A 24292-nucleotide genomic window follows, 5' to 3' on the forward strand; every position below is an offset into this window, starting at 1 on the left:
GGGGCCGCTTGGTCGGGGGCTCCCACAGCGGTGGGCGCCGCTTGGTCGGGGGCTCCCACGTTCATCGGCCCGGTGCTACCGGGTTCGGGCTCTCAGCCCAGGCGCTCGACGAGCGCGTGGTACTGGTCCCACAGCTCCTTCGGCGTGTGGTCGCCGTAGGTGTTCAGGTGCTCGGGGACCAGGGCGGCCTCCTCGCGCCAGACCTCCTTGTCGACGGTGAGGAGGAAGTCCAGGTCCTCGGCGGGCAGGTCCAGGCCGTCGAGGTCGAGGGAGTCCTTGGTCGGCAGGATGCCGATGGGGGTCTCGGTGCCCTCGGCGGTGCCGTCGAGGCGGCCGACGATCCACTTCAGGACGCGGCTGTTCTCGCCGAAGCCCGGCCACACGAACTTGCCCGCGTCGTTCTTGCGGAACCAGTTCACGTAGTAGATCTTCGGGAGCTTGGACTGGTCCTTGTCGGCCGCGACCTTGACCCAGTGGGCCATGTAGTCGCCCATGTTGTAGCCGCAGAACGGCAGCATGGCGAAGGGGTCGCGGCGCAGCTCGCCGACCTTGCCCTCGGCGGCGGCGGTCTTCTCGGAGGCGATGTTCGAGCCGATGAAGACGCCGTGGTTCCAGTCGAAGGACTCGGTGACCAGCGGCACGGCGGAGGCGCGGCGGCCGCCGAAGAGGATCGCGGAGATCGGGACGCCCTTGGGGTCCTCCCACTCGGGGGCGATCGTCGGGCACTGCGAGGCCGGGACGGCGAAGCGGGCGTTGGGGTGGGCGGCGGGGGTCTCCGAGTCCGGAGTCCAGTCGTTGCCCTTCCAGTCGATGAGGTGCTTCGGCGCCTCTTCGGTCATGCCCTCCCACCACACGTCGCCGTCGTCGGTGAGCGCGACGTTGGTGAAGACGGTGTTGGCGTACATCGTCTTCATGGCGTTGGCGTTGGTGTGCTCGCCGGTGCCGGGGGCGACGCCGAAGAAGCCGGCCTCGGGGTTGATCGCGTAGAGGCGACCGTCCTCGCCGAAGCGCATCCAGGCGATGTCGTCACCGATGGTCTCGACCGTCCAGCCGGGGATGGTCGGCTCCAGCATGGCGAGGTTGGTCTTGCCACAGGCGGACGGGAACGCGGCCGCGACGTACTTCGTCTCGCCCTCGCCGGCCGGCGGGGTGAGCTTGAGGATCAGCATGTGCTCGGCGAGCCAGCCCTCGTCGCGGGCCATGACGGACGCGATGCGCAGGGCGTAGCACTTCTTGCCGAGCAGGGCGTTGCCGCCGTAGCCGGATCCGAAGGACCAGATCTCGCGGGTCTCGGGGAAGTGCGAGATGTACTTGGTGGTGTTGCACGGCCACGGGACGTCCGCCTGGCCCTCTTCCAGGGGGGCGCCGAGGGTGTGCACGGCCTTGACGAAGAAGCCGTCGGTGCCGAGCTCGTCCAGGACGGGCTTGCCCATGCGGGTCATGGTGCGCATGGCGACCGCGACGTAGGCGGAGTCGGTGATCTCGACGCCGATCGCGGAGAGCTCGGAGCCGAGGGGGCCCATGCAGAAGGGGACGACGTACATCGTGCGGCCCTTCATGGAGCCGCGGAAGATGCCCTTCTCTCCCGAGAAGAGGTCCTTCATCTCCGCCGGGGCCTTCCAGTGGTTGGTCGGGCCCGCGTCCTCCTCCTTCTCGGAGCAGATGAAGGTGCGGTCCTCGACGCGCGCGACGTCGGAGGGGTCGGAGGCGGCGTAGTACGAGTTCGGGCGCTTGGTCTCGTCGAGCTTCTTGAACGTGCCCTTGGCGACGAGCTCCTCGCACAGACGCTCGTACTCGGCCTCGGAGCCGTCGCACCAGACGATGCGGTCCGGCTGGGTCAGGGCAGCGATCTCCTCCACCCAGGAGATCAATTCCTGGTGGGTCGTCGGGACGGAAGTGGGAGCCGCGTTGTCGCGCGCCACGATTGCTCCTTGTTGAGGGGTTTGTTTGGTGTAGGCCCCGTGGGGGCTGCGACCCGGACGCTTCGCGCTCCGCTCATCCGGTGTCGACCGCACTCATCTGATCATCCGGTGGATGTGCGCATATGTCCAGAGGGCCTCTCACGTGAGCATCGCCACGTCCGTCAATCTTCCGTAAAGAGGACTAACAGAAACCTACGGACCCGTAGGTAGCATGTGGTTCATGACTTCTGACGCCGCCGCCGCACCGGCAGAGCCGGAGGCCAAGCCGCTGATGCGCGGCTGGCTGCACACCGGAATGTTCCCCGCAGTGGTGGTCGCGGGCCTGGTGTTGATGGCCTTCACCGACTCGACGAAGGCGCGGGTCGCCTGCGGCGTCTACATCCTCACGGCCTGCCTGCTCTTCGGCGTCAGCGCGGTCTACCACCGCGGTACGTGGGGCCCGCGCGGCGAGGCGATCCTGCGGAGGCTCGACCACGCGAACATCTTCCTGATCATCGCGGGCACGTACACGCCACTGACCGTGCTGCTGCTCCCGCCGTCCACCGGGCGCACCCTGCTGTGGGCGGTGTGGATCGCGGCCGCCGCCGGGATCGCCTTCCGCGTCTTCTGGGTCGGCGCCCCTCGCTGGCTGTACACCCCCTGCTACATCGCCATGGGCTGGGCGGCCGTCTTCTTCCTCCCCGACTTCATGCGCACCGGCGGCATCGCCGTCCTGGTGCTGGTGATCGTCGGCGGCCTGCTGTACAGCGTGGGAGGGGTCATCTACGGGATGAAGCGCCCCAACCCCTCCCCCCGCTTCTTCGGTTTCCACGAGGTCTTCCACTCGCTGACCCTCGCCGCCTTCGTCGCCCATTACGTCGGCATCTCGCTCGCCGCCTACTCGCACTGAGCCGGGCCGGCTCCGCCCCCGCCCCTCACCGGTCAGGTCAGGTCAGGTCAGGTCAGGTCAGGGCGACAGGTCGCGGGCGAGGGCGGTCAGCACCGCCCGGGTCTTGGTCTCACCGGTCCGCGGCAGGGTGAGACCCCGCTCCTCCAGGGCTTCGCCGAGCCGGTCCTGGGCGCCGGCCGCCTCGCCGAGGTCCGCGCGCAGCGACACCTCCAGGAACCGCAGCCCGCTGCCGGTGGTCCACTCCTCGATCGCCACCTCGCCTGGCAGCCCGTCCCAGTCCTGCTTCCACTTGACGGCGTGCACGGGGCCGAGCGCCGTCAGGCCGTCGAGGTCGTCCACCGCCGTACCGGCGGCCTCCAGCAGTTCCAGCTGCTCGTCGATGAGCGTGCCGTCGAGCCCGCCCGCCTCGGCGTCTAGCGCCGCCCCGAACTCCCGCTCGGCCTCCAGCGAGGCCGACAGGACGGGCGTGAACGAGGGTCCGGCCCTGTCCTCCTCGGCCCTGAACTCCCAGTCCTCCTCCTCGCGCTCCTCCTGCCAGTCGCCCGGAAGCGGGGGGCACGGGCGCAGTTTGACGGTCAGGTCCGCCTTCCGCTTGGAGCCGGGACCTTCCTCGTCCCGCCGCAGGCGCAGGATGAGACCCCGGTCCAGCAGGGGCAGCGAGACTCCGGCGCCGGCCGCCGTCTTCGGTCTGTCCCAGAAGTGGATGACGCGGGCGCGCCCCTCCTCCCGGTCGAGCTCCAGGGCGTCGAACGCCGCCCCTGCCTCCCCTCCGGCAAAGCTGATCTTGATTTCCGCGGCCGTGGCCGTGGGCGACTGCCTCATGAATTCGTTATCGCACGACGGGCCGGGGCCCGCATTCCGGTGGGCCGGAACGCGGGCCCCGGCACCCCCCTAGTCCCGCAGCACCCGCTCGACCAGCTCCTCCAGGGCGTCGCCGGTGTCCGGGTCCGCGAACTCGACCGTACGGTCGTCCACGGTCACGGTGTACCGGTAGCCGTCGGGCACCACACGGGCGGGGCCCTCGCCCGCCTCGGCGAGAACCTCCCGCGCGAGCGCCTCCAGCTCCGCCGCGTCGGGCCGCCCCGATGTGTCCAGCTCGCCCTTGCTCGTGATCCCTGCGAGGCCGCCGCTCCTGATCACACGGATGCGCACCGCTCAGCCACTGCCGTTGGCGTTCACGCCCACGTCCGCCCACGCCTTGCGGACCGCCTCCAGCTCCGCCGCCCGCCCGAAGCGCTTCTGCGCGGCGGCGGCCGTGGCCTGTGCGAACTCGTCGAAACCGGCGCGCTTGGACAGTCCGCCGGAGGTGAGGGTGTCGTACCAGATCTGCCCCGCCTTCTCCCAGGCGAAGCCGCCGATGGCGCTCGCGACCAGGAAGAACGCCCGATTGGGGATGCCCGAGTTGATGTGGACACCGCCCTCGTCGTCCTCGGTCTCCACGAAGTCGTCCATGTGGTCCGGCTGCGGATCCCGGCCGCCCAGCATGGGGTCGTCGAACGCCGTGCCGGGCGCCTTCATCGAACGCAGGGCCTGCCCTCGCACGGCGGGGGTGAAGATGCCCGCGCCGATCAGCCAGTCGGCCTCTTCCGCGGTCTGCCGGCGGGAGTACTGCTTCACCAGGCTGCCGAAGACGTCGGACATCGACTCGTTGAGGGCCCCGGACTGGTCCTCGTAGACGAGGTCCGCCGTGAACTGCGTCACCCCATGGGTGAGTTCGTGGGCGACGACGGCCCTGTCGAAGGTGAAGTCGTTGAAGACCAGGCCGTCCCCGTCGCCGAAGACCATGGACGAGCCGTCCCAGAAGGCGTTGTTGAACTTGCGGCGGAAGTGGACGGTCGCGTCCAGCGGCAGGTTCGCGTCGTCGATCGAGCGGCGGCCGTAGACCTCCTTGAAGAAGGTGAAGGTGAGGCCGAGGGCGTCGTAGGCCCGGTTGACCGTGCCGTCCAGTACCGGGTCCTGCCCCTCGGACCTGACGAGGTCGCCGGGCTGTTCCCGGGTGTTGTGGGTGTCGAAGATGCTGCGTTCCAGGACCGCGGGGCCGGTCGGCACCGCCTCGAGGACGACTCTGGGCGTCTCCTGCCGCTTCTCCCGGATCGAGGCGTCGATCGCGAGGGTCTTCTGGGCGGCCTCGCGAATCTTGGGGTCGTCCGCCTCGGCCAGCCTGTCGAGGATGTAGGGCGGCAGGATGCCGCAGAAGCGGTGGCCGTGACCCGGCTTCGGCGTCCTGTGTTCCCCGCCGACGGTGCATTCAGTGGTTTCCACACCGGAAAGCTCATGCCCCGGGCGGCGAAGGTCACGCACCGACCCGGTATCTCACCCGTCCCGCCCGCCGGATTCGCCCGAACGGCCCTGCCACCGGCTGCGGCAGGGCCGTTCGGCACGGGCGACTAACAGGTGTAGCCGTCCCGGTCCTGGTCCAGGCGGAGCGGATCGCTGCCGTTGACCTTCATGCGCTTCGGATACTGGTGGGCGGCCAGCCAGTCGCAGCGGGCCTTCGTCGTCTCCTTCACCTCGGCCGGGAAGCGCGTCGGCACGCACACGTTGGCCGTGCCGTAGTGCCGGTCGCAGCCCGCCACGGTCGGCGCCACCGGGGCGGAGTCCCGCTGGGCCGGGTTGTCCTTCGCCGGCTCCAGCTTGTCCGCGAAGGTGTGCTCGTGCGCGGTCGGCTGCTCGGCCGCGGCGGCCGCCGCGAGCGCGGGCGGGCCGCCCAGGTGCACCCACTGAGCGATGGACGGGACGCCGTTCGCGTCGACCGCGAAGAGCATGTACCAGCCGGGCGGGGCCAGGTTCGGGTTGCTGGTGACGTTGAGGTCGATGGTCGTGCCGTTGACGACCGTCATCGGCAGGTCCACGAACCGCTGGTTGGGGTCCGAGGAGTGGGTGACCGCCGCCGGGCGGATCAGCTCCGCCTTGGCGACCGCCCGGTTCACGGTGATCCGCTGCGTGTCCCCGTACACCCACTCCTTGTCGATCACCGAAGTGATCTGCGGGCGGGCGCCCTTGAACAGGTACGGCGGCGTGTAGATCGACACGTTGTGGTTGTAGGTGCCGTTGCCCGGGTTGTCGCCCACCGACATGACCCGGCCGTCGGGCAGCAGGAACGAACCCGAGTGGTAGGTCCGCGGGATCGGGTCGGTGGCCAGACCCGCCTGGTAGGTGTTGGTCGTCGGGTCGAAGAACGAGGCCTCGTAGACCGGGTCGGCCCGGTCGTGCAGCCCGCCGCCCGTCTCCAGCACCTTGCCGTCCGGGAGCAGCACCGCGGACACGAACATCTTGCCCTCGGCCCCGGTCTGCGGCCGCTTGCCCTGGCCCTGGTCGACCTGGCCCTGCGGCAGGTCCGGGCCGGCGGTGTAGGTGGGGCTCGCCGCCTTCAGGTCGATGATGTCGGTGAGGCGGTTGGCCGCCGGGTTGCGCTCGTTGTTGCCGCCGCCGATGGTCAGGACCCGCTGGTCCTGCGCGGGCGGCAGCAGCACGCTCGCCGACTCGTCGCGCTCGTCCTTGTTCCGCAGGCCCGGCACGTCGGTGATGGTGTTGGCGTCGTAGTCGTAGATCGACGAACCGGTGCCGGGGGTGCCGTTGCCGAAGGTGTGGCTGCCCGAGTAGAAGAGCCGCCCGTCCTGCATGAGGATCATCGACGGGTACAGACCCCAGTACGACCAGGTCTGGTTGACCTCGTTCATCGGCAGCCACTTGTTCTGCGCCGCCGAGAACTTCTCCGCCGTCACGTTGCCCGTGGAGTCCTCCTTCAGACCGCCGAAGGAGATCACGTCACCGTTGCCGAGGATCGTCGCCGACGGGTACCAGTGACCGCCGTTCATGTCGTTGGTCTTCGTGTACGTCTCGGTCGCCGGGTCGAAGGTGTACGAGTCCTTCAGCCCCTGGTAGCCGATCTTGCCGTCGGCCGACGGGTACCCCTTGTTGCCGCTCATCACCAGGACCCGGCCGTCGGACAGCTGCACGTGACCCGAGCAGAACATGTCCACCGGCGTCGGGATCGTCTTGACCGTCCCGTTCACCGGGTCGTAGACGGCGGAGGTGAACGTGCCCGCGTTGAACTGGGAGATGTCGTTGCCCGACCCGGCGATCAGCAGCACCTTGCCGTTCTTCAGGACGACGGCGTGCATCGAGCGCACGGGGTTCTTGGTGGCCATCACCTCCCACTTGCCCTTGGCGCACTCCTCGGCCGTGCCCGAACAGGTCGGCTGCGGCGGAACCGCGCCCACCTCCTCCAGGGCGTAGTCGTCGGTGGTGAGCGTGCCCACCCCGTAGACCGAGATGCCCCACGCGATCTTGTCGGTGTTCGGCGGGACCGCCGGCGTACGGACCTCCGTACGCGCCCACGCCGCACTGACCGGCGGGTTCTGCAGATCGGTCCAGTACTGCCAGCCCGCCGTCGTGTCGTGGCGGAACACCGTCACCGACACGTCCGGGGTGTCCGACTTGTACCAGGCGGACAGGTCGTACTGCTTCCCCGGCGCCACCGTCGGCGCGCACGCCGCGTTCTCGGTCACCAGGGCCTTGCGGTCGCCGGAGACCCGGCGCGTGAGCGTGACCTTCATCGCCTTGGTGCCGGAGTGCGCGTCGGCGACGGTCGCGAAGGAGAAGTCGTTGTCACCCCAACCGGACTTGTTCCAGCAGGACGGCATGTCGGAGCCGGGCGCACCGGCCGTCTCGAAACCGGGATTGGAGAGCAGATTGGGCGCTCCGGCCGTGGCCTGCTGCGATGCGGTCATCAGCAGGCCCGCGGTCATCGCCCCGACGGTCAGCAGGGCGGCCCGCCGCCCCGCCCTCCGCCGGATCCTCAGACGCATGAGAACTTCCCTTCTGTGCGGCTCAGCTCCTGCTTTTGCGAGGCAGGTAGACAAGGGCCTCCGTCGCCGCGAACCGCAGCACGAAGGTGGTGACCAGCGCGAGGGCGGTGGCCGGCAGCACCGTCATCCCCAGCTTGGCGACGAACAGCGCGATCAGCGGGATGCGCAGCAGCAGATCCGCGTTGGCGAGCAACGCGAACCGGCCGACCCGGTCCGCCCAGTGCCGGTGCCGCCTGCGGTCGCGGAAGAGCAGCACCTCGATGAGTACGAAGTTCCACAGCACGCCCGCCTGGTTGGCGAGGATCTCGGCCGGGAGGTAGTGCATCCCGGCGTACGTCAACAGCCACAGCGCGACCAGGTTCGGCACGAAACCCGAAAGCCCGATCAGACCGAAGCCGATCATCCGGGCCAGCGGTGTCGCCGAACGCAGCGAGGCCAGGTGCGCCAGGAAACGCATGCCCTCCCTGGCCGTGGACTTGGACTCGCCGGAAAAACGGTCCTGGAAGACGAACGGCACCTCGGCGACCTTGCCGGGACGGCAGCGCACGGCCAGCTCCAGCAGGATCTTGTAGCCCAGCGGCCTCAGGGCATCCGCGGTGACCACCGAGCGGCGCATCGCGAAGAAACCGCTCATCGGGTCGCTGATCCCGCGCAGGGCACGCGGGAAGAGGCCCTTGGCCAACCAGGTCGCACCCCGCGAGACGGCGATCCGGTAACTCCCCGCCAGCCCCGCCCGGCTCCCACCACTGATGTAGCGGGAGGCCACGACGAGGTCGGCGCCGGTGCGCACCCCCTCGCCGACAAGCTCGGGCACCAGGTGCGGCGGATGCTGGAGGTCGGCGTCCATGACCACGACCCAGTCCGTGTCCGCCGCCCGGATCCCCTCGACGACGGCCCCACCGAGGCCACCGTCGGGCACCTCCCGGTGCAGGACCGACACCCGGAACGGGTGCTCGGCGGCCGCCTTCTCGATGACGGCCGGGGTGTCGTCCGTGGAGTCGTCCACGAACAGCACGTCGCAGGGCAGGTGTTCGGGGAGCGCCTCACCGAGCCGGCGCAGCAGCTCCGCGACGTTCCCCGACTCGTTGAAGGTCGGGATGATCAGGGTGACACTGCCCGCCAAGGCCACCGGAGCGGCGAGTTCCGCTTCGACCGGGGCATGGAGGGACCGCAGGTCCTCGGTCATCGTCGATCAACTCCCGGTGGCCGTCTTGCGGATCTCGATCCGGTCCTCGCCCTCGCCGAACACGGCCACGACGGTCGAATGCTCCAGCGCCGCCTTCACGTTGGGCAGGTCCACGGCGTCACGGCGCACCGTCGGCGAGGACACCACGTAGTCGATGTCCCGCCAGCCCCGCGGCATCGTCTTGGTGACGGCGGGGTCGAGGTCGGCCTTGTAGAACCAGATGGCCCCCTGCCCCGGCTCGAAGCCGCGGTGCACGGCGTCCAGCCAGAGCGCGTCGTCGAGCAGCACCCGGGTGTGCGCGGGGTCGGGCACCTCCCGGCCCAGCCAGGCCGCGGCCTGCCGGTACGGGGCGTTCGCGTCGGTGGTGAGCGCGGTGCGGTTGCCCTCGTACCAGCGCGGCAGCACGTACACCGCGGCGGACACGGCGAGCACCACCGTCAGCGCCCGGCGGGCCCACAGCAGTTCACGCCGCTCTCCCGCGTCCCGGCGGCGGCGGAGCACGGCGTGCGTGACGCTGGCCGCGCCGCCGGCGAGGACCAGCGCGAGGAACGGCAGCGCCTGGATCACGTACATCGCCGGGAGGTAGCCGGAGCCCCGCATCGCGACGAGCGCCAGGATCACGCAGGCCAGCGCGGGCCCGGCGAGCGCACGCGCGGTCACGGACCAGCGGACGGTGACGATCAGCAGCACGGCGCCGGCCAGCCCGCCGAGCGGCAGCACCGCGTCGTAGTACAGCCAGGACCGGAACACGCCGTTCGAGCCGGTACCCGGGGTGAGGATGAAGCCGGAGCCCGGGCGGCTCATCTGGTAGGTGATGCCGTCGATGAGCGAGACGTGCCCGGCGCCGGGCAGCAGCTCGCTGTTGAGGAGGGCGTACAGCGGATACGAGAGGCCGATCAGCGCGCAGGCGGTGATGGCGCCGGTGACGGCGAACTTGCGGGTGTCGCGGTGGCTGTGGCGCCACATCGTCACCAGCAGCGCCGGCAGCACCACCAGCATCGTCTCCTTGGTCAGCACCGCCGTGGCGGCGGCCAGCCCGGAGGCGAAGTGGTGCCACAGGTGCCGGCTCGGGGACGCGGCCAGGCAGAAGGCCAGCAGCATCCACATCACGGCGATGTTGTCGAGGAAGATCTCGCGCTGGAGCACCACGGAGAGCGGCGAGAGCCCGAACAGGCCCATCGCCAGCCCCGCCGCCCAGCGCGGCAGCCACAGCCGGCGCGCCAGCACGTACATCAGCACGGAACTGGCGGCCGACACAGCGAGCATCGCGAACCGCATCGTCGCGACGGTCATCGAGTCGGGCACGAACAGGGACGGCAGGTACGTCAGCCCCGCGAGCTGGATCCAGCCGAGCGGCGGATGGTCGTACCAGTACGTGTAGTGCGCGAGGCCGTCACCCTGCTGCACCGCCCAGGCCTGGGCGAGGTAGGTGCCCTCGTCGTCGCTCAGGGTCGGGAAGTTCGTGATGTTCCAGCCCTGCACGAGGACGATCACCAGCAGCAGCGCGCCGCACAGCAGCAGATCGGGGCGGGACGAACGGAAGCGCACCAGCGGCCGGAGCGGCGCGGGCCGGACCCCGAGGCCGCCGGCCGGACCGCGCCGCTGGGCGGGGAGGGTGGCCGCGGCCGGGGACTGGGATTCAGTGGCCGTGGGCAGGGTGGCGGTCACTGGCGGCCGTCCTCTCGGATCGCGGTGGCGGTGGCGGTGGCGGTGGAACCGGCGCCGACGGCGGCCGGAGCGGCCTGAGCGGTCTGAGCTGCCGCGCGCTGAACGGGAACGGCGACCGGGGTGGTGGTCGCGGCCTCCAGATGCGCGCCGGTGTGGCTCGTCAGCTCCCACTCGTTGCGGCCCCGGTGCTCGCGCCAGACCGCGCGGATCGCCGCGCCCGCCAGCATCACCTGGTAGAAGGGCCCGCCGACGACGAGCTTGACGTAGTGCACGAAGCGCACGCGCAGCCCGTACTGGCGGCCGAAGTCGTGCAGCCCGACGACCTCGAAGACGAAGGTCACCATCGCCGCGAGCATCGGGAGGAAGGTGACGAACGCGATCCCGACCGGCACGTCGAGGAAGACCGCGACGGCGAAGTTGACCGGGATGATCACCCCGGACGCGGCCTGCATGAAGGGGGTCATCAGCGTGTAGCGGGCCAGCCAACGCTGCCCGCGACCCGGCAGCTGGCGCCAGTCCTTCTTCCGGTAGACCTGCAGGAAGCCCTGGTTCCAGCGGGTGCGCTGCTTGAGCAGGCTCATCAGCGAGCCGGGCGTCTCCTCACGCGTCACCATGTCGGAGTCGTACGCGACGACCACCTTCTTGCCGACGGACGACAGCCGCACACCCAGGTCGCAGTCCTCGGCGAGGCAGTTCTGGTCCCAGCCGTCCGCCTCGCGCAGCACGTCGGTGCGCACGAAGACGGTGTTGCCGCCGAGCGGGATGAACCCCTTCTCGGCGTGCAGGTGGAGGCGGGAGCGGAACCAGAAGAAGTACTCCAGGCAGTTGCGCAGGCTGTACCAGCTGGAGTGGAAGTTGATGAGCTGGACCCCGCCCTGGACCACGTCGGCGCCGGTGGAACGGAAGGCGTGGTCGACGTGGGAGAGCAGCTCGGGATGGACCTGGTCCTCGGCGTCGAAGACACCGACGATGTCGCCCCGGCAGTGCGGGAGGGCGGTGTTGAGCGCCTTCGGCTTGTTCTTGGTCTCGTGGTGGTCGACGACGACGCGCACCCGGTCGGGCGCACGGCCCGCGGCCCGTTCGGCGACCGCCGCGGTCTCGGGGTCGTCGTGACCGACGATCACGATGATCTCGTAGTCGGTGTGGCTCGACTCCAGCAGCCGCTCGATGGTGTGCTCCAGGACCGCCTGTTCGTGGCGGGCCGGCAGCAGCAGCGAGAACGACAGGCGACCGCCCCCGTCAGGGCGGTTGAAGCGGGTCGAGGCGAGCACCTCGGGAGTGCGCCACGCGTGCATCTGCCACCAGAGCGTGAACGCGGCGATCCCGAAGAGCGCAAGCGAAATGACCGTAATGAACACAGCGGTGAACAAGCGTCCCCCCACAGGCATGCCGCAACCCCGAGCGGCAGTCGTCAACCCCCCGGAAGCTCACGGCGGGCCCCCATGCCCGCCGCCCCCAGCTTCCGCTTTCCCCTTGTGCGCGCACCCCTCAGCGCGCCGTCACAGTGGCCAATCCAGCCACACTCCGGCAATCCTCGAAGACATGAGATTAGGCAGTGAACATGACACTCAGGTGCTGTACGGATAAAAAAGCGGTTTCCGAACTCCAGCACACCTAACCGGAATTGATTCTACTCTGGATACTTCAGGGACGAACCATGCCCAACTGCACCCCCAACTCGACCGGATCGGTCGTAGGCCGCGCGCAGACGAAATGTCGACACACATACGCCGTCGGAAGGTCGCGTACAAGTGTGCGCTCGGCCAACAGGGGGAACTCACCACCGCTGCCGTCCGCCGCCCGCGGCAGCCCGACCGCCACCACAGCCCCGGGAGCCGTCCCCAGCAACGCCGCACGGTGCAGCGCCGCCCGGGCCGGGTCCTCCGGATGCCCGACGACCGCCACCTCGCGCGGCCCGTCGAGCAGTGCCTCGGCGACCGACAGCCCGTGCCCGATGAACCTCGGCGCCCGGGGCCCGAGCGCGTGCACGACCCCGAGCGCCCGCTCGGCAGCCGTACGGTGCGCCTCCGAGCCGGTGTGGGCGGCGTACGACAGCAGCGCGCCGGCGGCGGCGGTCCAACCGGACGGAGCCGCGGTGTCGGTCGGGTCCTGGGGCCGGCGGATCAGCTTCTCGGCGTCGTGCGCGGTGTCGTACAGCGACCCGTCCTCGGCGGTGAACCGGTCCAGGACCAGGTCGACGAGGAAACCGGCGAATTCCAGCCACACCCCCTCGCCGGTGACCGACGCCAGCGCCAGGAACCCGTCGGCGACGTCGCCGTAGTCCTCCAGCACTCCCGCGTTGACCCCGACCTGCCCGTCCTTGCTGGTCCGCGCCAGCCGGGCGCGGCCGGCCGCCGCGTCGAAGTGGACCCGCACCAGCAGATCGGCGGCCTCGGTGGCCCGCTCGACGAGGTCCGGCCGCTCGAAGTACGCCCCGCACTCGGCGAGGGCGGCGATGGCCAGCCCGTTCCAGGCCGCGACGACCTTGTCGTCCCGCCCGGGCGCGGGCCGCAGGTCCCGCGCGTCGAGCAGCCGCCGCTTGATCCCCTCCACCCGGGCGGCGTCCACCACGGGCCCGTCCTGCGGCAGTTGCAGCACCGACTTCCCGTGCTCGAAGGTCCCCTCCTCGGTCACCCCGAAGTACGCGGCGGCCAGGTCCCCGTCCTCCTCGCCCAGCACCTCGCGCAACCGGGCGGCGGTCCAGGCGTAGTAGGCCCCCTCCACGTGCTCGCCGCTGTCCGGGTCCTCGCTGTCGGCATCGAGCGCGGAGGCGAACCCGCCCTGCTCCGTGCGCAGTTCCCGCACCATGAAGTCGGCGGTCTCCAGCGCGACACGGCGCGCGAGATCCGACCCGGTGGCCCGCCACAGGTGCGCGTACACCCGGCAGAGCAGAGCATTGTCGTAGAGCATCTTCTCGAAGTGCGGGACGACCCACTCCCGGTCCACGGAGTACCGCGCGAACCCGCCGCCGAGCTGGTCGTAGATCCCGCCCCTGGCCATGGCCTCACAGGTGTCGGAGGCCATCTGCAGCGCGCCCTCGGACCCGGTGCGCGCGTGGTGGCGCAGCAGGAACTCCAGCACCATGGACGGCGGGAACTTCGGCGCCCCGCCGAACCCGCCGCGCGCCGCGTCGTACTCCCGCGTCAGCCCGAGCAGCGCCTGCCCCAGCTCCTCGGGCCCGGGCGTACCGGCCTTGCCGTAGTCCAGCTGCCGCCCGGCCAGGTCCCGCACGATCTTCTGCGCGACCTCGTCCACCTCCTCGCGCCGCCCCTCCCAGGCGGTGCGCACTCCTTCGAGGACCTGCATGAAGGAGGGCATCCCGTGCCGGGGCTCGGGCGGGAAGTAGGTCCCGAAGTAGAAGGGCTCGGCGTCGGCGGTGAGGAACACGGTCATCGGCCACCCGCCCTGACCGGTGGCGGCCTGGACGGCCTCCATGTAGACGGCGTCGATGTCGGGGCGCTCTTCGCGGTCGACCTTGATGTTGACGAAGTGGTCGTTCATGTACGCGGCGGACGGCTCGTCCTCGAACGATTCGTTGGCCATGACGTGACACCAATGGCAGCTCGAGTACCCGACGCTCAAGAGCACGGGCACGCCCCGCTCCCGCGCCTCGGCAAAGGCCTCCGGGGACCAAGGCCACCAGTCGACGGGATTGTCGGCGTGCTGGAGGAGGTAAGGAGAGGTTTCGTTCGCGAGGCGGTTCGGCATGGGGCCAATCTATTCACACCGAGGCAGGCCACGCCCGTCCGCCGACAGGTGTCTCGGCGCATAAGACGACCCGGTCCACCTCCCACGCCGCCCGCGCCTTCTCCACCTCCATGGCGGGGATGCTCGCGGTCGCCATCGGTGATGTGCGTCGTAGCGTCCACAGCCCGTTCCGTCTTCGAGGATTACCGCCGCAGGAGCGGGTCCAGGTCGCGGGTCCAGGCGGACCGGGTCTCGGCCCAGGTCGTGGCGCAGTGGGCGCGGGTCGGGGTCGCGAGGTCCGGGTGGCGTGCCGGGGCCGCGCCGTGGACGGCGCAGCGGTGGGATTCGGCGCGGGTGGCCGGTGGGGCGTGTTCGTCCGAGGGGTCCGGGGCGGGGTCGGCCTCGGCGGCGAGGTCGTAGGCGCGGGCGGCGGTCAGGAGGGTGGTCTCACCCTCCGGGCGGCCGGTGCGCAGGAGCATGAGCTGGGCGAAGCGGTCGGCGGCGTCCTCCTCGGCGCGGTCGTCGAGTGCCAGGTCCAGGGCGTCGGCGAGGGCGTGGCCCGCCTCGTGGTGGATCGTTTCGCGGACGACTTCGGCGAGGTCCTCGTCCGGGTGCGGGGACCCGGCGTGGTCGAACAGCTCGCGGTCTTCGGTGAGGTCGTCGTAGCAGAGCTCCACGAGCCGCTCGGCCGGGTCGTAGCCGGTGCCTTCGCCCGCGCAGGAGCGGGCGGTGACGGTGACCCGGTGCGGGAGGGCGAGGTACGCGTTGAGGTCGGCGAGGACGGGTTCGATGAGCTTGCGGTCGCGGAGGAAGCGGGCCTCGGCCGCGTCGGCCGGGGCCGGCTCCTCGTAGCGGATCGCGAACTCCGGGGTGGGGGGTTGCCCGGCGCATCCGGTCAGGGCGAGCGGGAGGAGGAGCGTCGCCAGTCCCGTCGCCGCCGCGCGTGCCGCGCGTGCCGCGCTTGCCCTCGCGTGCGTGTTCCGTGCCGTCATCCGGTCCCCCGTTTCCGCCCGCCGGATCAACGCGGGGCGGCTGCGGGCAGGTTCCCGAAGTGGCCAACTCCCTCTGATCTACCTCAAGTTCCCTCGCGCAATCGACCGTACCGGCGGACACTTGTGGCACGTTGCCGGAGCTCTCTTAGGGGGATGCCGATGCGGGACAGCCATCGCGGTGAGGCCGAGCGGCTGTTGGTGCGGGCCGTCGACGAGGAGGCCCGGCGGGTGGCCGCAGGCGGGCCGGTCGTCGATCGGGCGGCCCTGCTGGCGCGCGGCAAGGAGGCGCTGGACGCGCTCGCCGCGAGTGCGGCGCCCGAGTACGAGGCGTACGTGCGGGCCCTGGACGAGGCGGCGGCCGGGGAGGAGTCCCTCGGGGAGGCCTTCCGGCGGGGGAACACGTCGACGGCGGTGCTGGTGACGGCCGTTGCCGCCGCGACGGCCGTCGGGACGGACCTCGCTCTCGGGGTCGCGGCCGGCACGGCGCTGACCACCGGGGCCGTCGTGGGCATCGCCGGGGCGGTGGCGACGGTGGCGAAGGTGACGGCCCTGCACTTGCCGGCCGCGAACCGGCGGGCCGGCGAGCTGGGCCGGCCGGGCGGGCCGGAGCAGCTGCGGCTGCAGTGGCTGTCGGCGCTGGAGGTGCGCGGGATCCGGCCGTTCCTGGAGGCGCAGCGCAAGGTGTCCGCGGCGGCCCGGGCGCCCCGCCCCACGGCTCCCCGGCCCGCGACGCCGCAGTTGCGCGGTACGGACCGCAGTGCGGAGGCTCGGCGCCGCAGTGCGCTGGAGCAGTCGTTCGGGCAGCTCCCGGATCCGTCGGGCGTGTTCACGGGCCGGCGGGCGGAGTTGACCCGGATCGCGCAGTGGGTGCAGGCGGCGCGGGCGAGCACGGAGACGCGGCCGGTGGTCGTGGTGCTGCACGGTGAGCCCGGGGTGGGCCGTACGGCCCTGGCGTTGCGGGCGGCGCACGGGCTGCGGGACCAGTTCAAGGGCGCGTGCGTGGTGGACCTGCGGGGCGGCGGTTCGACGGGGGCGGGGGCTGGCGGGCAGGCCGGCGCGGAGGCCCCGCTGTCGACGAGGGAGGCGCTGCTGCACCTGCTGAACCGGCTGGGTGCCCCGCGTGAGCAGCTGCTGTTCCGCGAGGGGGCTTCGGCGGAGCAGCAGGTGCGGCGCCTCGGCGAGCTGTACCACCAGCATCTGCAGGGGCTGGCGGTGACGGTGGTCCTCGACGACGCGGTGGACGCGGAGCAGGTGCGCATGCTGGTGCCGGAGCGTTCCGAGAGCCTGGTGTTGGTGACGGCGCGGGAGCCGCTGGAGCTGCCCGCGGATCTGCCGGCCTGGGTGCACCAGCTGCCGGTGGAGCGGTTGGGGCCGCAGGACGCGGCGGAGCTGGTGCGGGCGGTGCCCGCGGAGGAGGGGGCGGGCGGGGCGGAGGGTGAGGCGGCCCCGGAGGCCGTCGCGGCCGTCGTGCGGCTGAGCGGCGGGCTGCCGCTGGCGCTGCGGATGCTGGGCCCGTCGGCGCGTGCGGGCGTGGTTCCGGGAGCCGGGGGTGCGGATCCGGTGGAGTCGGCGCTTCGGGCCGCCGATGCCCGGCTCGCGGAGCCGGCGCGGCAGTTGCTGCGGCGGCTGCCGTTGGCCGGGCGGGCGTCGCTGGGCGGTGCGGCGGCGGCCGCGCTGGCCGACGTACCGGAGCAGGCGGCGCTGCGGTTGCTGGAGGAACTGTGGGAGGCGGGGCTGATCGAGCGGGTGCGCGGTCAGCGGTTCCGGATGCACGACGCGGTGCGGGCGTACGCGGCGGCGCAGCCGGCGACGGACGAGGAACGGGAGTCGGCGGTGGCGGCGCACGAGCGGCTGATCCGCGTGTACGCGCAGCTCGCGGACTCGGTGATCCGGATGGTCGACGGGAAGATGTCGACGCGGGCCAATCAGTTCGGAGTGCACGGTTTCACCTCGCTGGACGCGGCGCTGCGCTGGCTGGACGACGAGTCGAGCTTCATCACCGCGGCGCTGCGGCATTCCGAGGGGGTGGACCAGCAGGCGGTGCTGGACCTGCTGGGCGCGCTGTGCGATTTCTGTCTGCTGCGCGGGGACCTGTACCGGCTGGGTGAGATCGACGAGCTGACGCAGGCCGTGGCGGCGGGCCGGGCCGGTGACGGGAGCGTGGACGGGGGCGGGGAGGCGGACGGCGGGGACCGGCAGGGGCGGCTGGTGCGGTCGGTGCAGTGGCGTACCGGTATCGCGGCCCGGCAGCTGGGCGAGCTGGACAAGGCCCGTACGACGCTGACCTCGGTCGTCGACCAGTACATGGAGGCGCATCAGGAGGCGGGGGCGGCGATGGCGCTGGTGTCGCTCGGCATCACGCTGCACCACCAGGGCAACCTGCCGGAGGCCGCGGCGCGCATCCGCGAGGCGCTGGTGCTGCAGGAGCCGGCGGAGCTGGCGGGTGACCGGGCGTGGGGGTTGCACGCGCTGGCGGCGGTCGAGCGGGACCTGGGCCGGCTGGCGGAGGCGACGGCCCTGCTGGAGCGGTCGCTGGCGCTGCACCGGGAGAGCGAGAGCGTGCACGGCGAGGCGTGGGCGCACTTCCAGCTGGGGCAGGTGCGTCTGCGGTTCGGGGACGTGGAGCGGGCGGAGGCGGAGCTGCGGCTCGCGTTGGACCTGTACGGGCGTACGCGCGACGACCGCGGTGAGGCGTGGGCGCTGACCCAGCTGGGCCGGGCGCGGGTGGTGGACGGGGATCCGGGGGCGGCGCTGGAGCGGCTTCGGGACGCGCTGGCGCGGCACCGGGAGGCGGAGGACGCGCGCGGCGAGGCGTGGACGCTGTACCACCTCGGGCAGGCGCTGGAGGAGGCGGGCGAGCGGGATCAGGCGGTACGGGAGCTGGAGCGGGCGCGCACGATGTTCTCGCGGATGCGGGACGTGTACGGGCTGGCGCACGCGCGGCACCATTCGGGGCGGGTGACGCGGGACCAGCGGGCGGCGCAGACGGGCAATCTGCGCAACTCGGGGTTCGCGCGGCAGCTGCTGGTGGACGCGCGGGCGGATTTCCGGCGGATCGGGCTGGCCCACGGGGAGGCGTGGACCTGCCTGGAGCTGGCCGTGGTGGACGCGGGCAACGGGAGGGTCTCGCAGGCGCTGGGGCTGTGCGAGGAGGCGGTGCGGCTGTTCATCTCGTACGGGGACCGGCGCGGGGAGGACTGGGCCCGGTTCCTGCGGTGCACGATGCTGCCGTACGCGGTGCCCGCCGCCCCGGAGGAGGCGCGGGCGGAGCTGGCCCGCCTGTCGGAGGCGCCGCATCCGGCGCGGGACGGGCGGCTGGAGGACTGCCTGGAGACGTACGGGGTGATCCTGGGCCGGGGCGCGGATCCGGCGGAGGGCTGGCAGGCGTGGCGTCTGGGCCTGGTCCCGAACCTCCAGGCCCGCGAGGTCATGGGCGTCCCGACCCCGGACCGGACGTAGCCGTCAGTCTCGTCACCCGCCCCGCCGGGGGCGCGGGCGGGCCTGGCGCGGGCGCGGCACGGCCCGGCGGGGCTCGTTTCCGGGTGCCGGGGCCTTGGCAGCCGGTGCTCGGGGCCGGGTCTGCGGGTTCCGCCGGGGCCGAGCGCGGCCACCGGGCCGGCCCGCCTCCCGGCGTCGCCCGGGCGAATCCAGCCTCGCCGGCGTTTGAGGCGCGGGGTCTGGGGCAGAGCCCCGGGACGGGTCCGGGCGGAGCACGGGGGCTTTTCAGCCTCGCCGGCGTTTGAGGCGCGGGGTCCGGGGCGGAGCCCCGGGGAACGGCGGAAGGGCGGGTAGGGGACAGCTCCGCGCAGCGGCACCCCGGGGCGGCCCGCACGCAACGGGCCGTCGGGGCCGGGCGCGCGCCGGGGCACCTCCTCGGGCGTCGAACGTGACGAGGCGGTGCGAAGTGCGGGGTGGTCGCGTTCGACGCCCTGCGGGGGCACCCCACCGCACACCCGACCCCGACGGCGCGGAAGTGTCACACGGGGGCGCACCGCCGGGCACGCGCGGCGACGCCCTGCGGGGGCGCCCCACCGCACACCCGACCCCGACGGCACGGGAGTGTCACACGGGGGCGCACCGCCGGGCACGCGCGGCGACGCCCTGCGGGGCACACCGGTGCCCGGCCGCCGGGCCGGAGGCCGGGGGCAAGGGTGCCTACGGGGCCCGGGTGCCTTCCGCGGTCGCGGAACCCGGTTCCGGGGTCTCTTCGAAGTTCACCCGGCCCATGTGCCGGTTCATCGACTTCATCAGACCCCACGTCCCGAGGGCGAGGACCGCGAACACGATGAACCCCAGGACTCCGGGGGTCACCTTGTTCTTGTCGAAGGTGTCGGCCGCCAGCGGAAGGAACTGGGTGATTGCTGCCTGCGTAGCGCTCATGGCTAAGCATTCTCCCGGATGCCGGCGAAGAGGTCGGACTCGGGGAGGGAGGTGTCGACGAGCGACTTCGCCAGCTCGTACTCCTCCGTCGGCCAGACCTCCTTCTGGATGTCCATCGGGACGCGGAACCAGCCGCCGTCCGGGTCGATCTGCGTGGCGTGCGCGATGAGCGCCTTGTCGCGGATCTCGAAGAAGTCGGCGCAGGGGACGTGCGTGGTCAGGGTCCGCTCCTTGCGTTCGAACTCCTTCCACCGCTCCAGCCACTCGCCGTAGGGGGATTCCATGCCGCGGGAGAGGAGGGCCTCGTGCAGGGCGACGGTGCGGGGCTTGTTGAAGCCCTGGTTGTAGTAGAGCTTCTGCGGCTGGTGGGCCGGGCCGAACTCGGCCTCCGGGTACTTCTCGGTGTCGGACGCGCCCTCGAAAGCCGCCATGGAGATCTTGTGCGTCATGATGTGGTCGGGGTGCGGGTAGCCGCCGTTCTCGTCGTACGTCGTGACGACCTGCGGCTTGAAGGCGCGGATCTTCTTCACGAGGCGACCGGCCGCCTCGTCGACGTCCTCCAGGGCGAAGCAGCCCTCGGGCAGCGGCGGCAGCGGGTCGCCCTCCGGGAGGCCGGAGTCCACGTATCCGAGCCATTCCTGCTCGACGCCGAGGATCTCGCGGGCCTCGTCCATCTCCTTGGCGCGCACCTCGTGGATGTTCTCCTCGATGTACTTGTCGCCCTGGAGCTTGGGGTTCAGTACGGATCCGCGCTCGCCACCGGTGCAGGTGACGACCATCACGGGGATCCCCTCGGACACGTACTTGGCCATGGTGGCCGCGCCCTTGCTCGACTCGTCGTCGGGGTGGGCGTGGACGGCCATCAGTCGAAGCTGCTCGGTCAAGACAGGATCCTCTGTAATTCGGCGCGACACAGTCGGCTTCTATATTGACTCCTCCCTCAGCAATCGAATGACGCGGGGGATTCCTGACTCACGCAGCCTGTCGGGCCGGCGGCCCGTCGGGTCTTCCGCGATCAACGCCAGCCGGGTTGAGACCAGCCCGGACGAGCATCACGCGCGCGGAGTTCCTGTCCCTCGGGGAGACGGCTCCGCACGCTGTGCACGTGTACGTACGTTCCGACAACGGGAGTGCGTCCCAGCCACTCGTTCCGGCTGCGCCGGCCGGTCAGTCTCCTGTCGAGACCGGCAGGCCCGCACGCGTCCCCCGCCTTGTGCGCCGCCCTCGACTCGGCGACGCATTGGTTCCACACCCACCGGCACCGGTCCCACTCACGGATCAGAGCCACATTGGCGGAAGGCGAAACGCGCAGGCGGAAGGTGTACCGGGTGTGCCCGCCCTCCCGCAGCTCCGCCGATGCAGCCATGACGCCCAACCTAGAGGCCTGGCACCGGCCGATCTCGGGAACCTCGGCACCCCACCCGAACGAGTGACCGAGTGTCCGCGCAGCCCTGGCCTGATTCCCCGCCGACGCGAGGGCCATGACATGCTCCACTTACCAGGCGCAAAGGCCAAGCACAGAATGTTCCGGCCCCACGGAGAGGACACGATCATGAGCGCGGTGCGCGAGGGGCTGCCCGAGGGCCGGTACGGCCGGTCGGCGGACGAGCGTGCGGACCGGAAGCTCAAGATCGTCGGGTCGGTCCTGGGCGTCGTTCTGCTGGGTGCGATCGGCTGGATCGGCTGGGACTACATGGCCGGGCAGAGCGTCAGCGCCGAGGTGATCAAGTTCCAGGTGGTCTCCGACAGCGAGGTGAAGGTGCACCTGGAGGTGCGCAAGGACGCCTCGGAGACCGGGGTGTGCACGCTGACCTCGCAGGACAAGGAGCACGGCGAGGTGGGCCGTGCCGACTTCACCTTCGCGCAGTCCGCGGCGCGGGTGGACGAGATCGTGTCGCTGAAGACCACCGGGCGCGCGGTGATGATCGAGCTGGTCGGCTGCCAGCCCGCCGCCGGCGGCTGATCCGCCGCCGGGCCCGTACGCCGGGCTCGCCCGCCGGGCCCGTACACCGGGCCCGTACACCGGGCTCGTACACCGGGCTCGTACACCGGGCTCGTCCGCCGAGCCCGCCCGCCGGGGCTCGTCCGCCGTGCCCGGCTGGGTCATCCTGGAAGTGGACGGCCCGGACATCACGGACGCTCGGGTCCTCCCCCTTTTCTTCCCGAATTGTTAGGCTCGTGGTTTCGCCCGCCGCTGGCGGCTATGTAGTCCCCTGTACCGACGAGGAGCACCCGTGACCCAGACGAGCGAGAGCGTCACCTGGCTGACCCAGGCGGCGTACGACCAGCTGAAGGCAGAGCTGGACTACCTCTCTGGTCCCGCACGCACGGAGATCGCCACGAAGATCGCAGCCGCCCGCGAGGAGGGCGACCTGCGCGAGAACGGCGGTTACCACGCGGCCAAGGAGGAGCAGGGCAAGCAGGAACTGCGCGTCCGCCAGCTCACGCAGCTCCTGGAGAACGCCAAGGTCGGGACGGCGCCGGCGTCCGACGGCGTGGTGGCCCCCGGCACCGTCGTGAAGATCGCCTTCGACGGCGACGAGGACGACACGATGGAGTTCCTGCTGGCGTCGCGCGAGTACGCGTCCGCGGACTTCGAGACGTACTCCCCGCAGTCCCCGCTGGGCAGCGGTGTCATGGGCAAGGCCGTCGGCGAGGACGCCGAGTACGAGCTGCCGAACGGCAAGAAGGCGTCGGTCAAGATCCTCGACGTCAAGCCCTTCACCGGCTGATCACCCTCGCACGAACGCCGATGCCCGGCCGGACAGCTGACCGTTCCGGCCGGGCATCGGCGTTCTCGCGTGCGGTACGGGCCTATGCCGTCGCCGAGCGGTACTTGCGGACCGCCAGGGTGCGGAAGACCACGATGATCAGCACCGACCAGAGGATCGAGGCGATCACCGGGTGCTGCATGGGCCAGGCGTCGGGGACCGGGTAGCCCTCCGGGAGGTTGCCGAAGAGCACGCGGGCGGCCTGGACCGTGGCGCTGAACGGGTTCCACTCGGCGATGGTCTGGAGGAAGGACGGCATGTTCTCGGACGGCACGAAGGCGTTCGAGATGAACGTCAGCGGGAACAGCCAGATCAGCCCGCCCGAGGTGGCGGCCTCCGGGGTGCGCACCGACAGGCCGATCAGGGCGCCGATCCAGGAGAAGGCGTAGCCGAGCAGGAGCAGCAGGGCGAAGCCGGCGAGGACCTCTCCGAAGCTGGTGTGGGTGCGCCAGCCGACGAGCAGCGCGACGACGGCGAGGACGACCAGGGTGACCGTGGTCTGGACGAGGTCGGCGAGCGTGCGCCCGGTCAGGACCGCGCCGCGGGCCATGGGCAGGGAGCGGAAGCGGTCGATGAGGCCCTTGTGCATGTCGTCCGCGATGCCCGCGCCGGCGCCCGCGGTGGCGAAGGTGACGGTCTGGGCGAAGATGCCCGCCATGAGGAACTCGCGGTAGGCCTGGGGCGAGGTGCTGCCCCCGACGCTGATCGAGCCGCCGAAGACGTAGCTGAAGAGCACGACGAACATGACCGGCTGGATCAGCCCGAAGATGATCATCTCGGGGATCCGGGACATGCGGATCAGGTTCCGCTTGGCGATCACCAGGGAGTCGGCCGCGCTCTGGACGACGCCGCCGCGGGGGCGGGGTACGGCCGACTCCGGCGTCCGGGAGGTCAGGGTCACTTCGCCATCTCCTTCCGTGCCGCCGCGTTGCGTCCGTTGGCCGCCCCGGCCGCGGGACCACCGCCGCTCTCGTCGCCGCCGTCTTCGCCGTTCTCGCCCGCCTCGCGTTCGGCGGCGTGGCCGGTCAGGGATATGAACACGTCGTCGAGGGTGGGGCGGCGCAGGCCGATGTCGTCGATCTCGATGCCCCGGCCGTCGAGTTCGCGGATGACCTCGGCCAGCAGCTTGGCGCCGCCGGAGACCGGCACGGTCAGCTTGCGGGTGTGGTCCTCGACCGTGGTCTCGCCCTTCCCGAAGGCGGCGAGGACCTCTCGGGCGGTGGCGATGTGGTCGCGTTCGTGGACCACGACCTCCACGCGCTCGCCTCCGGTACGGGCCTTGAGCTGGTCGGACGTACCGCGGGCGATGACCTTGCCGTGGTCGACGACGCAGATGTCGTGCGCGAGGTGGTCGGCCTCCTCCAGGTACTGGGTGGTGAGGAGCAGGGTGGTGCCGCCCGCGACCAGTTCCTTGATGATCGCCCACAGCCGCTGCCGGTTGCGGGGGTCGAGGCCGGTGGTCGGCTCGTCCATGAACATCACGGGCGGGCTGACGACGAGGGCGGCGGCGAGGTCGAGCCGTCGGCGCATGCCGCCGGAGTAGGTCTTCGCGGGGCGGTCGGCCGCGTCGGAGAGGTGGAAGCGTTCGAGCAGTTCCTCGGCCCGGGCCTTCGCGGCCTTGGCCTTCATCTGGTAGAGCCGGCCGACCATGTGGAGGTTCTCGCGGCCGGTGAGGTATTCGTCGACGGCGGCGAACTGGCCGGAGAGCCCGATGGCCCGCCGGACCTCGTTGGGGTGTTTGAGTACGTCGATCCCGGCGACGACGGCCTTGCCGCTGTCGGGCCGGAGGAGGGTGGTCAGGACGCGTACGGTCGTGGTCTTGCCCGCGCCGTTCGGGCCGAGCAGACCCAGGACGGTGCCTTCGGGGACATCGAGGTCCACGCCGTCCAGAGCCCGTACATCACCGAAGGTCTTGATGAGACCTTCGGCGTAGATGGCGCCTGGCATACGGATTCTCCCAGTGCAATTCGGGCCAGCAGAATCAGT

Annotated in this window: 18 protein-coding genes and 2 pseudogenes; 4 read left to right on the forward strand and 16 right to left on the reverse strand. The window is 71.3% G+C overall.

Annotated elements, in window-relative coordinates; all coding sequences use genetic code 11:
* Positions 1-92: 92 nt before the first annotated feature.
* Positions 93-1922, reverse strand: a complete 1830-nt coding sequence (locus tag ACIQ5Y_RS10435; RefSeq protein ID WP_403877718.1) for a phosphoenolpyruvate carboxykinase (GTP) — start codon at positions 1920-1922, stop codon at positions 93-95.
* Positions 1923-2133: 211 nt separating this feature from the next.
* Between ACIQ5Y_RS10435 and ACIQ5Y_RS10440 the strand changes: the two genes are divergently transcribed.
* Positions 2134-2811 (forward strand): hemolysin III family protein, encoded by a 678-nt coding sequence (locus ACIQ5Y_RS10440; protein ID WP_403877721.1) that lies wholly within the window; start codon positions 2134-2136, stop codon positions 2809-2811.
* Positions 2812-2868: 57 nt separating this feature from the next.
* Here the strand turns inward: ACIQ5Y_RS10440 and ACIQ5Y_RS10445 are convergent, their stop codons facing one another.
* From ACIQ5Y_RS10445 to ACIQ5Y_RS10485, 9 genes are all read right to left on the reverse strand, one after another.
* Complete coding sequence (locus ACIQ5Y_RS10445; RefSeq protein ID WP_403877724.1) at positions 2869-3633, reverse strand: hypothetical protein; 765 nt, start codon at positions 3631-3633, stop codon at positions 2869-2871.
* A gap of 69 nt (positions 3634-3702) precedes the next feature.
* A complete protein-coding gene (locus tag ACIQ5Y_RS10450; protein WP_403877726.1) occupies positions 3703-3951 on the reverse strand; it encodes a protealysin inhibitor emfourin in 249 nt (82 codons plus the stop codon).
* A 15-nt stretch (positions 3952-3966) separates the two neighbouring features.
* Positions 3967-4998 (reverse strand): M4 family metallopeptidase, encoded by a 1032-nt coding sequence (locus ACIQ5Y_RS10455; protein WP_403878187.1) that lies wholly within the window; start codon positions 4996-4998, stop codon positions 3967-3969.
* 200 nt (positions 4999-5198) lie between these two features.
* Positions 5199-7622, reverse strand: coding sequence for a galactose oxidase-like domain-containing protein (locus tag ACIQ5Y_RS10460; RefSeq protein ID WP_403877729.1), 2424 nt, complete (start codon positions 7620-7622; stop codon positions 5199-5201).
* A gap of 22 nt (positions 7623-7644) precedes the next feature.
* Positions 7645-8808: a glycosyltransferase gene (locus ACIQ5Y_RS10465; protein ID WP_403877732.1), complete on the reverse strand. Its 1164-nt coding sequence runs from the start codon at positions 8806-8808 to the stop codon at positions 7645-7647.
* Between the two features lie 6 nt (positions 8809-8814).
* Positions 8815-10476, reverse strand: a complete 1662-nt coding sequence (locus ACIQ5Y_RS10470; RefSeq protein ID WP_403877735.1) for an ArnT family glycosyltransferase — start codon at positions 10474-10476, stop codon at positions 8815-8817.
* On the reverse strand, positions 10473-11864 hold the full coding sequence (locus tag ACIQ5Y_RS10475; protein WP_403877738.1) for a glycosyltransferase: 1392 nt from the start codon (positions 11862-11864) through the stop codon (positions 10473-10475). Before ACIQ5Y_RS10475 ends, ACIQ5Y_RS10470 begins: the two co-directional genes overlap by 4 nt.
* Before the next feature lie 256 nt (positions 11865-12120).
* Positions 12121-14184, reverse strand: a complete 2064-nt coding sequence (locus ACIQ5Y_RS10480) for a thioredoxin domain-containing protein (protein ID WP_403877741.1) — start codon at positions 14182-14184, stop codon at positions 12121-12123.
* 182 nt (positions 14185-14366) lie between these two features.
* A complete protein-coding gene (locus tag ACIQ5Y_RS10485) occupies positions 14367-15155 on the reverse strand; it encodes a DUF4344 domain-containing metallopeptidase (RefSeq protein WP_403877744.1) in 789 nt (262 codons plus the stop codon).
* A 159-nt stretch (positions 15156-15314) separates the two neighbouring features.
* Between ACIQ5Y_RS10485 and ACIQ5Y_RS10490 the strand changes: the two genes are divergently transcribed.
* Complete coding sequence (locus ACIQ5Y_RS10490) at positions 15315-18614, forward strand: tetratricopeptide repeat protein (protein ID WP_403877746.1); 3300 nt, start codon at positions 15315-15317, stop codon at positions 18612-18614.
* A 696-nt stretch (positions 18615-19310) separates the two neighbouring features.
* Here the strand turns inward: ACIQ5Y_RS10490 and ACIQ5Y_RS10495 are convergent.
* The 4 genes and pseudogenes from ACIQ5Y_RS10495 to ACIQ5Y_RS10510 form a co-directional block, all read right to left on the reverse strand.
* A complete protein-coding gene (locus ACIQ5Y_RS10495) occupies positions 19311-19535 on the reverse strand; it encodes a hypothetical protein (RefSeq protein ID WP_403877749.1) in 225 nt (74 codons plus the stop codon).
* A gap of 2 nt (positions 19536-19537) precedes the next feature.
* Positions 19538-20419: a mycothiol conjugate amidase Mca gene (gene mca, locus ACIQ5Y_RS10500; protein WP_403877752.1), complete on the reverse strand. Its 882-nt coding sequence runs from the start codon at positions 20417-20419 to the stop codon at positions 19538-19540.
* A gap of 88 nt (positions 20420-20507) precedes the next feature.
* A pseudogene (locus ACIQ5Y_RS10505) lies at positions 20508-20669 on the reverse strand (RNA-guided endonuclease TnpB family protein); the annotation flags it as partial.
* Between the two features lie 130 nt (positions 20670-20799).
* Positions 20800-21018: pseudogene (locus tag ACIQ5Y_RS10510) on the reverse strand (hypothetical protein); the annotation flags it as partial.
* Between the two features lie 69 nt (positions 21019-21087).
* Here ACIQ5Y_RS10510 and ACIQ5Y_RS10515 point away from each other — a divergent pair.
* Positions 21088-21498, forward strand: coding sequence for a DUF4307 domain-containing protein (locus ACIQ5Y_RS10515; protein ID WP_403877755.1), 411 nt, complete (start codon positions 21088-21090; stop codon positions 21496-21498).
* A 271-nt stretch (positions 21499-21769) separates the two neighbouring features.
* On the forward strand, positions 21770-22267 hold the full coding sequence (gene greA / locus ACIQ5Y_RS10520; protein WP_376658232.1) for a transcription elongation factor GreA: 498 nt from the start codon (positions 21770-21772) through the stop codon (positions 22265-22267).
* 82 nt (positions 22268-22349) lie between these two features.
* Here greA and ACIQ5Y_RS10525 read toward each other — a convergent pair whose 3' ends face one another.
* Positions 22350-23207, reverse strand: a complete 858-nt coding sequence (locus ACIQ5Y_RS10525) for an ABC transporter permease (protein WP_403877758.1) — start codon at positions 23205-23207, stop codon at positions 22350-22352.
* The gene (locus ACIQ5Y_RS10530; protein WP_403877761.1) at positions 23204-24253 is read right to left on the reverse strand and encodes an ATP-binding cassette domain-containing protein; all 1050 of its coding nucleotides are present in this window, start codon (positions 24251-24253) and stop codon (positions 23204-23206) included. The genes ACIQ5Y_RS10525 and ACIQ5Y_RS10530 overlap by 4 nt, the downstream gene beginning before the upstream one ends.
* Between the last annotated feature and the right edge of the window lie 39 nt (positions 24254-24292).

Source organism: Streptomyces sp. NPDC096339, from assembly GCF_044762985.1.
GTDB lineage: Bacteria > Actinomycetota > Actinomycetes > Streptomycetales > Streptomycetaceae > Streptomyces.